At 37.8% G+C, this 12,157-nt stretch carries 11 protein-coding genes; 7 read left to right on the top strand and 4 right to left on the bottom strand.

Annotated features, from left to right (window positions below; translation table 11 throughout):
• Window positions 1-12: 12 nt before the first annotated feature.
• The gene (locus R9C00_25610; protein WPO35075.1) at window positions 13-708 is read right to left on the bottom strand and encodes a DUF4136 domain-containing protein; all 696 of its coding nucleotides are present in this window, start codon (window positions 706-708) and stop codon (window positions 13-15) included.
• Window positions 709-996: 288 nt separating this feature from the next.
• Here R9C00_25610 and R9C00_25615 point away from each other — a divergent pair, with 288 nt between their 5' ends.
• Together R9C00_25615 and R9C00_25620 are read left to right on the top strand one after the other, a co-directional pair.
• Complete coding sequence (locus tag R9C00_25615; protein WPO35076.1) at window positions 997-2,379, top strand: hypothetical protein; 1,383 nt, start codon at window positions 997-999, stop codon at window positions 2,377-2,379.
• Window positions 2,380-2,677: 298 nt separating this feature from the next.
• Window positions 2,678-3,310, top strand: a complete 633-nt coding sequence (locus R9C00_25620; GenBank protein WPO35077.1) for an ATP-binding protein — start codon at window positions 2,678-2,680, stop codon at window positions 3,308-3,310.
• A 10-nt stretch (window positions 3,311-3,320) separates the two neighbouring features.
• Here the strand turns inward: R9C00_25620 and R9C00_25625 are convergent, their stop codons facing one another.
• Window positions 3,321-3,704, bottom strand: coding sequence for a helix-turn-helix domain-containing protein (locus R9C00_25625; protein ID WPO35078.1), 384 nt, complete (start codon window positions 3,702-3,704; stop codon window positions 3,321-3,323).
• Window positions 3,705-4,532: 828 nt separating this feature from the next.
• Window positions 4,533-5,378 (bottom strand): tyrosine-type recombinase/integrase, encoded by an 846-nt coding sequence (locus tag R9C00_25630; protein ID WPO35079.1) that lies wholly within the window; start codon window positions 5,376-5,378, stop codon window positions 4,533-4,535.
• Window positions 5,379-5,561: 183 nt separating this feature from the next.
• Here R9C00_25630 and R9C00_25635 point away from each other — a divergent pair, with 183 nt between their 5' ends.
• Both R9C00_25635 and R9C00_25640 read left to right on the top strand, forming a co-directional pair.
• Entirely contained in the window at window positions 5,562-6,524 is a 963-nt protein-coding gene (locus R9C00_25635; GenBank protein ID WPO35080.1) for a hypothetical protein, read from the top strand.
• Between the two features lie 162 nt (window positions 6,525-6,686).
• Window positions 6,687-7,742, top strand: coding sequence for a serine hydrolase domain-containing protein (locus R9C00_25640; protein ID WPO35081.1), 1,056 nt, complete (start codon window positions 6,687-6,689; stop codon window positions 7,740-7,742).
• A gap of 376 nt (window positions 7,743-8,118) precedes the next feature.
• Here R9C00_25640 and R9C00_25645 read toward each other — a convergent pair whose 3' ends face one another.
• Window positions 8,119-8,502, bottom strand: a complete 384-nt coding sequence (locus R9C00_25645) for a hypothetical protein (GenBank protein WPO35082.1) — start codon at window positions 8,500-8,502, stop codon at window positions 8,119-8,121.
• A 269-nt stretch (window positions 8,503-8,771) separates the two neighbouring features.
• On the opposite strand from R9C00_25645, the gene R9C00_25650 reads away from it, so the two are divergent.
• The 3 genes from R9C00_25650 to R9C00_25660 all read left to right on the top strand — a co-directional run bounded on the left by R9C00_25650 (window position 8,772) and on the right by R9C00_25660 (window position 12,082).
• The gene (locus tag R9C00_25650) at window positions 8,772-9,953 is read left to right on the top strand and encodes an IS481 family transposase (protein WPO35083.1); all 1,182 of its coding nucleotides are present in this window, start codon (window positions 8,772-8,774) and stop codon (window positions 9,951-9,953) included.
• 74 nt (window positions 9,954-10,027) lie between these two features.
• The gene (locus R9C00_25655; GenBank protein WPO35084.1) at window positions 10,028-10,804 is read left to right on the top strand and encodes a hypothetical protein; all 777 of its coding nucleotides are present in this window, start codon (window positions 10,028-10,030) and stop codon (window positions 10,802-10,804) included.
• A 234-nt stretch (window positions 10,805-11,038) separates the two neighbouring features.
• Complete coding sequence (locus tag R9C00_25660) at window positions 11,039-12,082, top strand: serine hydrolase domain-containing protein (protein WPO35085.1); 1,044 nt, start codon at window positions 11,039-11,041, stop codon at window positions 12,080-12,082.
• Window positions 12,083-12,157: the final 75 nt, after the last annotated feature.

The following is a 12,157-nucleotide window of genomic DNA, read 5'->3' on the forward strand; positions in this document are numbered from 1 at the left end:
TTTCAGAATAAGTTATTGGAGATAAGGAGACTGGTCGAACATCTGATCTATCAACTTATCGGCCCTAGCCAAGATACTCTGCTCGCTTCCTTGGATCAACCCATTGACACCTCCAAGCCATACTACAGGAACAGTATCTTCACCATCTGCAGGAGAAGGATCACCCTCAGGTTCAGCCATCATTACTACTATAGAACCAGTTGTGAAAGAGTAGGTAGAAACCCAACCAGGGTAATAACCTCCCCAACCCCATCCTGGCCCCCATCCCCATCCTGGGTAACCTGGGTAGCCCGGATAACCAGGATACCATCCACCCCATCCTGGAGGATAATAAATTGCTCCACTATTCTCGTTTCTAATTGAAGTCACAGTGACCATCACATCTGGAATAACTGTTTCTGCTACTATAGAATCTAATGGCACTCTTTCATAACCCAATGCAGCAAACTGAGCTTCCATTTTGGCTAAGATTGCGTCATCTACCTCTGGGTCTGGCTCAAAGTCCCTGTCATTGGTTACATGACCAATGGTATCTGGCATGTAGTACTTTTTGTTATCGCTGAATTTAAAGTCAGGATCATAATCGGTAACTACCAAATCGAGTTCATCAACATAATCTGCTCCACCAGGATAGCATGACACAAACATGCTAACTACCAGCAAAGAGAATAGACTTGCTTTAAATAAGAATCGTAATTCCTTTTTCATCTAAATAAAATTTTGTTCAACATAATAATTTGATATGGAAGTAACCGTCTTCACCTAAGGATAGGTTGGAAAAGACGTGAAGCTTAAAAAATTACTGTTAGTTTTATGAATAGTTTTTTCTTGGATAGGACAGATCTAATTCGAAGCAAAACTAGAATATTTCTATTTAACCAAGTAGATTAGCAGTTTTAAAATTCAACATATTTTTCTTAAAGAAACTGAGCTATGGTAAGACCATACAAAGCGATTGTCTTGCTTATTTATATAGGTTTAATGTCAGGCCTAGTTATGTTACTATCTCCTGGGAAAATTGTTTTGGGAGGGGATAGCGAACTGAAAATTTTTACTTGGGCAGATGCCTTTGAAAAACAAGCAGTTCAAAAAGACATTACGGACATTATTAACCTTGCCAACCAAGTTGATAGCCTTACAGAGGAGGAAGAGGAAACGGATTCGGTGCAAATGGAGTATAAGGAAAACCCGGACCCTAACATAGGCAAGAAAAAAGTACACCCTATCCAGTATGCATCCGATACGGTTTTCCCCCTCGATAACTTCTTTGCATCTCTCGTAAAACTTTCTTCTAGCGATGAGCTCATCCGGATATTGCACTATGGCGATTCGCAGCTGGAAGGAGACAGAATGAGTGATTACCTGAGGAACCGTTTCCAAAAAAGGTTTGGAGGCTGCGGAGTAGGTTTAGTCCCTGTTACGGAACTAGAAGGAGCACGCTCTTCGCTTTACCAAGAAGCCAGCCCCAACTGGGTGAAATACGCTACCTACGGCATAGACCGCAAGCAACCTAAGCACAAAAACTACGGTGTGTTGGGCAGTTATTTTACTTTCGACAAAAGTGCACCAAATAACACGGGCGAGATGAAGCTCTTTAGATCAAAGTACGCCTACAAACGATTTAATGTAATTGAAAACTTCAAAGTTCTGCTCAGAAACAAGCAAGACGAGGTACAGGTAGTGGTGGATATGAACGGCAAGCGGTTAGGCAAAGAGCTTGTAGCACCAGATAAAGACCTCACCGTTGTTAGGTTTCCCGTAGAAGAGGAATTCAGGAACATCAATGTGAACTTCATGAGCCAAGGCCAGCCCGATATTTATGGTATAGCCATGGACTGCAACAGGGGAATTGCGCTGGACAACATAGCCATGAGGGGAAGCTCGGGTACCGAATTTACCCAGATAAGCCGTGGCTTTTACAAAGAGCAAATCGAAAAGTTGAATGTAAAATTCCTTATTCTTCAGTTTGGTGTAAACGTGATTCCGAGCGTGCTGGACGACTACGGATTCTACGAATACAGCATGACCCAACAGCTCAAATACTTAAAGTCGCTCTCTCCCGACTTAGATATTTTGGTGATAGGCGTGTCGGATATGTCCCGAAAAAATGGAACGAAGTACGAAACCTACCCCAATGTAGAACTTGTGCGAGATGCCCAAAAAAATGCTGCGTTCAAAGCTGGCTGCGCCTTTTGGGACTTGTACGATGCCATGGGCGGGGAAAACTCGATGGTGAGCTGGGTAAATGCTGACCCGCCACTAGCCAGTACCGATTATACCCATTTTACCAGAAGGGGAGCAGGAGCTGTAGCCGAAATGGTGTACAACGAGATCATTGCCGAGTACATCCGTTACAAAAAACGCAAACTAGCTCAGTAAGCACCTTGTGTACTAAATTTTTGTATTTTTTAATAGTCTCATTTTGTTGATTTTTAGACCCTGCTGACGGTTGCAGGTTATTGGTTACTGGTTTTAACAAATTAGCATTGATTGCGAATTGTATTTCGCAACCAATACTTTCCAAAATTTAGGCTGAAGCCAAATCGTGTTTCTTTTGAGCCAGGCTTAAAAAAAACGCATGAAAGCTTAGTTTGCAGAATAGTAGGGAACAAATAGTTCCTACATCCGTTTTTCAGGTTGTCTAACCAGAAGTTGAACATAAACCGACTACACTGCTGTGAACTACCAAGGCCTTACCCGAATCATTTCTAAAGGAGAATCCCAAACGCTTGAGTTCAAGCAGACCATCACCCACAAGTACAAGCTTGCCAAGGTAATCTGCTCTTTTGCCAACACCAAAGGCGGCTTGCTGCTGATTGGCGTAGCGGACAATCAGCAGATTTTGGGGATAGATCCTGACGAAGAGATGTACAGCCTTGTAGAAATAACCAAGCATTTTTGCCGCCCCGAAGTCAGCTTCAAGGCACAAGTTGTAGAAGATAAAAATGGGGTTTCCGTATTGGTAGTCAATATCCTCGAAAGCAAAGAAAAACCGCACTATTCCCTTGGGAAAAAGAATAACTGGGAGGTGTATGTGAGGATGAACGACAAAAGCATAGCGGCGGGGAAAAATCAAGTGAAGCTCATGGAAAAAGCTGAAAGCGATGATCTTTTCCAACTCAACGATCTTCAATTTAAGATAGTAGACCAGCTCAACCGCCAAGAGTCCATCACGGTGAAGCAATGCGCCAAGTTGCTCAACCTTTCCCCTCGCAGGGCAAAACGCGAGCTTATCGAACTGATGCAAGGCGGCGTAATTTTCCAACAAGAGCTAAAAAAAGAGGAAGCGTTTTTTTTGGCTGTTTTGTGAAATCCTACGATTACTCACTTGCTTCTCCCCCTGTCGCCTTCTTGTTTTCCTTTATCTTATCGAGGATCAGTTGCTCTATTTCTTCCAGTTGGTTGAGCGGTACAGAATTGAGTGCTTTGGTTATATCTACCGTCTTTTCAGGCTTTTTCAGCTCCATGAGCGGGTGGTTCTTATCCAAAGGCAATGAATCATCGGGCTCCCACACCAGCAAGTCGTTGGGAGTACAGCGCAGCAAGTAGCAAAGCCTTTCTAGCTCCCTCAGTTCGAGCCGCCTGATCGAGCCTCGCCCACACCTCGAGGCAAAATTATCTGAAAAACCTGCTTTTTGGAGGAAGGTAAAAGGGCGGTCAATCCCTCTCGCCTTAAATATCCGCTTAAAATTGTAGTACATCATAACAGTAGGGGGAGTTTAAAGGTGAATACTGCAACTAACAAACAATATAACACCTCTTACTTACTAAAACAATTACTCTACCTACTTCCTCACTTTACTTAGAACATATATAGTTCCTTCAAACAGCATAATTATTCTTACTTATTAGCTATAACTTATTTATAAACACTTTATACTTCTTTTATACAAACCCATAGTTATCTATAAAAGGCATATAATTACTTATATATTCTATAAAATTCTCCATAGAAAACATGTAGTTACTCATAGCTTCTATAGAATTCTCCATAGAAAATATGTACTTACTAATAGATTATATAGAGTTACCCAAAGATTCCATATAGTTATCCAAATAATATATATAACTCTTCAAACAAAACATATAGTTCTTTATTCTAGAAAGTACTTAAGCACTTATACTGATTTGGGCAACTGGAAAAGCTATACGAAGACTAAAAGGCAAGACTAGCTTTTTTAAAAGGTATAATATCCTACTCCACTCCCCTCCAAACAAAGTTATTTTGTACATTTATACCGTGTTGAGCTCCTCTTCAAATAGGAAAAGGACGTTCAGCGCATAAGAGAAATAACAACACTAATTGTTGATATACAATTGTTGCCCCCAAATTTGGGGGAACATAGAATGAAGTACTTTCTATTTATGGTAATTGTTTTATGCAATAGCAACATCAATTCAGGCAAATTTCCGAAGAAGCTAATAAATACTATTCTGACGGCAACTATGATAGTGCAATTGAATTATATACGAAGGTAATTAATATCAATCCAGGCAATCTCGCCGCTTTTTTTGGATTGATCCTATGCTAGTTATAAATCATCTAGTGGGCTTTTAATTTTAGATTTTGTCACATCTGTAATATGCGTATATACTTGAGTAGTTTTTATAGAGTTATGGCCTAGTAAATGCTGAACATAGCGGATATCTGTCCCCTTTTCAACAAGGTGAGTAGCAAAACTATGCCTCAAAACATGTGGAGTTACAGCCTTATTTATTTTTGCTTTTTTTGCCACCCTTTTTACAATATTCTGAACACTTTTTTCAGAGTACCTATCTTTTTTCTGCCCTTCAAATAAATACTCTTTTGGTCGGAACAACTTAAAATATGCCCTTAAATCAGTTAATAGGTTTTCTGAAAGCATCACAGCCCTATCCTTTTGCCCTTTGCCATTTCGTACATGAATAAGCATGTTTGCAGAATCAATATTCTTTATTTTCATATCCAAAACTTCCGAGAGCCTTAAACCCGCACCATATAACAATTTTAATATACAAAGATGCTTTATGTTCTCTGTTGCTTTAAACATACGGCCCACTTCTTGTTGACTGATGAACTTGGGCAAGGAAGCTGCTTTTCTTTGTGGATATAAATAAGATAGCTTCATTTTTTTTTGAAAACATAAATTAAAAAATTTGTCTATAGCTCCAAGCATTTGTTTTTGATAAGAAGCACTGATGCTTTCTTTTTCAATAAGGTGCACGATATAATTTTCAATATTGCTTTCAACTACCTTTTCTAGATCATATCTTTGAAAGGCTCGCAAGAATTTTTGTAGGCAATTTGTATATGCGTTGATTGTATTTGGCGCATAACGTTGGAGCTTCAACTGTTGTTTGAAGCGGCTTACCAACTTAGCGATATCTTGGTCTGACATTCGTATATCCATTTATGTACAAAATATGTAATTGATATAACGTATTGATTTCCAAATTTATAGTATAATTTTAATATTTTTTATTGTCTGGATATACGAACATTGGACAAAGGGCAGATATGCGACATTCGTATATCCGGACGTTGGCTGTAATACTGGAAGACCCTGCAAAAATTGATAATTATGACAATAAAAGAAGCAATTTTAAAAACACTTGACGAATTAAACGGATTGACAAACTACATGGAAGTTTACAATCACATCGTTGAGAAAGAATACTATGATTTTAAAGATGCAAAAACACCTGCATCAACAATTTCAGCTTTATTAGGGGATTTCATTAGAAACGGTGATACGAGAGTAAAACGGATTAAAGAAACAGGTGGTACTTATTCTTACTATTTGACTAAAAATGAGTCAAACATTGGAATTGACACACTGATTGAAAAAACAACTACTGAAAATAAAAAGCAGATTAAGAAAGGCACATTCGAAGAAAGAGATTTACACTTGTTACTGAGTAGCTATTTGAAAAACGCTGACATTTATTCGAAAACAATTTTCCACGAACAATCATCAAATAGTAAGGATAATCATCAAAAATGGATTCATCCAGACATGATTGGAATAAAGTTTCTGAACTTACAGACTAAAGCAAGTCAGAATTTCTTAAAAGCTATTAATCGTGTGGATACTTTCAAAATGACTTCATACGAACTGAAAAAAGAGATTAATTCGGATTATGAATTAAAAAAATGTTTCTTTCAAGCTGTTTCAAATTCAAGCTGGGCAAATTATGGATACCTTGTCGCTTTTGAAATAAGTGATAGTTTAAATGAAGAAATGGAGCGATTAAACCAGTCTTTCGGAATCGGAATAATTGAATTGAAATCAAATCCTTATGAAAGCAAAGTGCTGTTTTCTGCAAAATATCGTGATTTAGACTTTAAGACAATTGACAAACTTTGCAAGATTAACAAGGATTTCGAGAAATTCATCGAACAAGCTGAAAAACTGATGACGGCGAGTGAAAAATATGTGACCGCAACGGAAAGAGAATTAGTTGAATTTTGCGACAAGTATTTTGAAAGCGACACGGAAATGGAAGATTATTGTAAAAAGAAAAATATAACGATTGAAGAATAAAGTACTACAGCCAACACGCGGTATAAAAAATTGCCGAGGCAGTAAGTTATTCAATGGTTGTAGCCCGCTTCAATTTTTGTGTAACTTGACAGGAAATCGCCCGCAATCGGCAACTTTTCATACCGCAAAACGTTGTGTGCAATTAGAAAAAACAAAAAAGCTTTGACAAAAAATATAATAAAAATACTTCTAGTACTTGTTACTTTTTCAATAATTAGCTGTAAACAAAAGAAAGAATTCAAGAATGGAAGCACTAAGGAAATTGTTGAATACTTTGCTAATGAATTTTTGGATGACGATAGAATTCATTCGGTTTCTATTGCGCTTTATAATAATGGAAAAGAATCTACATTCCATTTTGGAGAGCAAAATCCAAACAAGAAAAACCCACCAACTGACTCTACTCTTTATGAATTGGCTTCTGTAACTAAAACCTTTACTGGAACAATGGTTGCTAAAGCCGTTCTTGATGGCAAAATTTCGCTTGATGATGATATCAGGGATTATTTACCACAAGAATATTCCAATTTCCAATATGATAGAGAAAAAGTCACTATTAAAGATATTATTACACACACAGGTGGTTTCCCTAATTTCCCACCTGCTGGAGAAAACAAGAAAGCATTTTGGAATGGATTGCATCAAGTAGAAATTAGCTCAAAACCTGGAACGGAATTCCACTATTCAAATACTGCGCCTGAAATAGCTGCGTACATTCTTGAAAAAGCTTATGGAATTCCATACCAAGAACTTATTGAGGAATATATCTTAAAACCGAACCAAATGATAGACACCAAATTTGTCCTCAATGCAAAAGATAAAAATTTGTTGATACAAGGCTACAACGGTGAGAAAGAACCGCAAGAGCATTATCAAAACAATCTTTGGGGTGGAATTGCAGGAATTCACTCAAACACAAGTGATTTAATAAAGTATATCAAATATCATTTGAATGAATCAATACCAGAAATTGAAGAATCTCACAAGAATTTCTTCAGCACCCAATACGATTTTGATATAGGATATCATTGGAATATCGTAGAAATAGAAAATGAAGTTTGCTATCGTCACCATGGCGGAATTTGGGGAATGCAGAATTGGCTTATGGTATTTCCAAAATCTAACATTGGAATTGCTGTTTTATCGAACGCAAGTTTTGAAGGCATAGATGATAAACTTGAAAAATTAGCTCTGAATATTAAAAGAGGAATAAAATAACTGCACACAATCGAGTAGGCGGCCGTGAGCCATAAGCCCACGGTGCACCTCACTAGGCGTGCCCCTGGAACGCCAGCCCGGTCACACCACCCAGCGTACGGACTAGGCGTCCCCGATCTCGTACTGGGCGGTTCGTCAAGCATAGCATAGTCGCTCTTTACACCAACTATGCCTTTGCCGTAGTTTAAGATAGGGCTAGCTTAGCCTCCCTATCGAATTTTGGGCAACTTAACGTTCAGCCCTTCGTCAACCCGTGAGAACTCCGAGTCTTCCATCGGCTCTTTTCCCGGTCGGTACTATGGCCTCTGCCGGCAGGCGTCCCTGTGACTTCTCAACTTCGTTTCCAGAATCCCCTCCCCTACAACCTGGCTCATCGCTAAAATTGTCTACTAGACAATTTCTTTACACTCTGCCCTCTCGGTAAGGTGGATATCCCGCTGCCACGGTGGCTTGTATCTATCCCCGCTGGATCTACTATTTCGGCACTGTCCCCAATCGAAATCAGGGCTTTGGACTTCGGCAGCATGTGGTACCTCATCCGGCGGGGACGCCCAGTTCTGATAGCCTCTGTATCCAAGTTCCTCACTTCGTGATGTCCTTTCGAACTCCCGTTCTCAGGAATGTCAGTACAGATACCGCAGTCTGGCCGCTTCGGCGGTCCGATTACTTCAGTCCTTGGGTCGCCCCAAGCAACCTTGCCACTTGCTTTGCTTCGGGTACGACTCCCGCGCATACGGGTCGGGGACGCCCAGTCTTTCACCCTTTGGAACACTCAAGTTCATGAGCTATATTCACCATTCAAGGCGCACACAATGTATAAAAAACATAGGGCTTTTTGTGTTAACTCCAAAATCCTGTGTTTATTTACAAAGTCCGCCAAACCAAAACGTAAGGATATTTAATTGCCCTACGTTTCTTATACCGAACGTTGGCGTGCATTAGGTACGGTAAAGCTTCCTCCTTTACACTTTTAAACCTTCCTTGTTTACATTTTTAGGTTCAGATAATCTGACTCAAAATCGAATTATCATGGCTTGGAAAGTAAAAACAAAAATGGAACAAAAAGTAGAATTTATTTGTGAATGGAGAACCGAAAAGTATTCCATCACAGAACTTTGTAGGGCATTTAATATTTCTAGGCCTACTGCCTACAAGCTCATCCATCGGTATCTTAATTATGGAATTGAGGGCTTATTAGATCGTAGCACAGCACACAAAAGCCACCCTCTAAAAACTAACGATGAGGTTGTCAATAAAATCATAGAACTAAAGGAAAAACACAGGCTCTGGGGTGCTAAGAAAATCAGAAGATTGTTGTTTAACGTTTGTCTTGAAAAAGATATTCCAAGTGTGGTTACCGTTCATAAAATTCTTGCAAATCACGGATACGTTAAACCTCAAAAAAGAATGAAGAGGATCAAACCTCTTTTCCCTATTTTTGACCCTAAACACTGTAATGAAGTTTGGTCCGCTGACTACAAAGGAAAGTTCTTGATGGGTAACAAAACCTATTGTCACCCCCTAACTATTGCAGACTCCAAAAGCAGGTTCCTATTCACTGCAAAAGGTCATTACAACGAGACATTTAAGGCTGTTAAAGCGGAGTTTACCAAGGTTTTCAGAAAATATGGTATACCCCAACAAATCCATACAGACAACGGAAGTCCATTTGGTTCAGTCAGGGCTATTCAAAGGTTTACACAGCTCTCTTACTGGTTTATTGAACTTGGTATTTTACCCGTATTTTCTGATCCTGCACACCCAGAACAAAACGGACGACATGAACGCATGCACCGTGATTTAAAAGCCGCTTGTGCAAAACCTTCTGCCCAAGATTTAAGAGCTCAACAGCGAAGATTAAACAGCTTTGTAAAAGAGTACAATCATGTTAGACCTCATGAAGCCTTACAAATGGAAACTCCTGCTTCTGCCCATCAATTTTCTACCCGGCCATATCCCGAAATCATCAAAGATTTTGATTACAATTCTAACCTAAAAATCATGAAGGTAACCCAAAATGGTGCTATCAGATGGAAGTCTTATCATTGGATATATTTGACCGCTGCTCTTAAAGGGAAATACGTAGGTGTTGAAGATATTGGTAACGGTATATGGAGAGTCTTTTATCGTAACGTATTTTTAGGTTACTTTGACGAAAAGAACATTAGAGACAAACAAGTATCAATCAGATTAAGTCAGAATCTAGTGTAAACAAGGATCCTTGAACTTTGTAAACTAGGATGCTTATCCAACATTAAAAAGACCTTGATAATTTATAATACAATATGGAAGTAGTTTTAGGCTTAATTTTTTTCGTTATCTGTTTCGGTTCGATAATAACGACTTTTGTTGCCATTTTTCAGATCATAAGTAATGACTTCAATGGTTCGAAAGGACTTTGGATAATAATTTCAATGATTGGGATTATTGGTCCTATACTGTACTTAACCAAAGGACGAAAACTGATAATTAAAAGAGACCATAAGCAAATAATTAATAAAGATGGTAGCAACTCAATAAAGCAATATTACATTGACTTAATATCTGAACTTGACACTAAGGTTAAAGTGATATTTGGAGTTTCAACCTGCCTAATAGTCTTCGGTTACCTTATTAGAATGTTTGACCTATACTTCTTTTGGGAAAGTAAATCACTTGGATTTACTCTTCTGCTAGTATCGTTAGCAATAATTCTTAGAAAGGATATAACTACAAGAAAGAACAAAAAACTTAAAAATATCTGGAGCCATATTGGTTTTTGGCTAATTAGTTTTATCGTATTTGTTAAGGTTTTAATGTTGGTGATTATACCAAACACTGATGCATATGAGGCAGCAAAGGTCTATTTGAAAAACAATAGTGACTTGAAAACTGAAATTGGAGAAGTATTAGGACATACAATTCTACCAAGTGGTAGTATTCAGACAACTACAGATTCAAATGGGACTTATGGTTCTGCGGCTATTAGCCTGATTATAAAAGGAGAAAATAAATTTATTGAACGAACGATATATGTAAATAAATCACCTGATGAAGATTGGACAGTTGTTGCTGTTGAATAAAATAAAACGACACGCCAACACGGTATATAGCAAATAGGGCGTTCGGTGGTTTAAGAAAGTTCCGTGCTATTTACAAACACCGCCAAATCGTTGATTTGGCTTTTAAAAATGAATAAATTAAAAACAAAATACAACGATTTGGCTCAGAGCAAACTTGAAAGTTTATCGCTTTCTACTGCCCTACTTGCCATATACTAAACGTTGTGCGTCATTTAAAAAACAAAAGAACACTTAATGAAATATAGTTTAATAATCTTAACTTTTTATCTTCTAATTTCCTGTCAAACCAACGGACAGAAAAAACAAAATAACGACTCTGACTTGTCGTTAAAAATTGACTCGATTATTAACGAACAAAAATTCAATGGAGTGATTTTGGTTTCCGCAGACTCAATAGACATTTATTCTAAAGCAATTGGTTTTTCGAATTTGGAAAACGAAACTAAACTTAATATAAACGACCAATTTGTAATAGGTTCTATAAGCAAACAGATTACAGCTGTATTGGTTTTGAGAGAATATGATAAGGGAAATCTTGAACTTGACGATTCTATTGGGAAGTACTTAACCCAAATAGAGCAACCTTGGACAAAAGAAGTAACCATTCATCACTTGTTGACCCACACACACGGAATTGTTGACTTAAACAAACCTTTGGAATTTGAGCAAGGTTCGCAATTTCATTATTCCCAATTGGGATATGAACTGCTTGCTCAAATCCTTGAAAAGGTTACTGAGAAATCTTTTGAACAATTATCGACCGACCTTTTTGAAAATTATGGACTTAAAAATACATTTCATCCAAACAACAAAAAATACGGGCACCTAGTAAAAGGCTATGAAGAAAACGAAAATAGGATTTTGGTTTTTGCTGAAAATAGTTTAGACAATTATGTTCCTGCTGGTAGTTTCATATCAAATGCATCTGACCTAAAAAAATGGAACGAAAATTTATATTCGGGTAAGTTGGTTAAGAAAGAAACTCTGAAATTAATGACAACTAAATACGCAACTCGAACCCACCCGATTTTTGAAACGGTTGAATATGGATATGGACTACTTTTTAAAGACGAGGAACAAAATATTCAAGTTGGTGCATTGGGTTATGCACCTGGATTTGTATCTGCTTGCTATCATTATCCAAAAGAAAATATGAACCTTATTGTTTTGGAAAATACTGCAAACAATCTTGATGACTTTAGACAGACATTTAAGGTACATACAGAAATTATGGAATTGATAAAAAAACGAACGCACAACAATGTATATAAAAAATAGACTAAACAGTAATAAAATTAAAGCTTTTTGCTCTTGTCAAAATTTGTACTTAACTGAAAATTTAGTTCTTCTAAA

The sequence above is a fragment of the Flammeovirgaceae bacterium SG7u.111 genome, assembly GCA_034044135.1.
In the GTDB taxonomy this organism is placed as follows: Bacteria; Bacteroidota; Bacteroidia; order Cytophagales; family Flammeovirgaceae.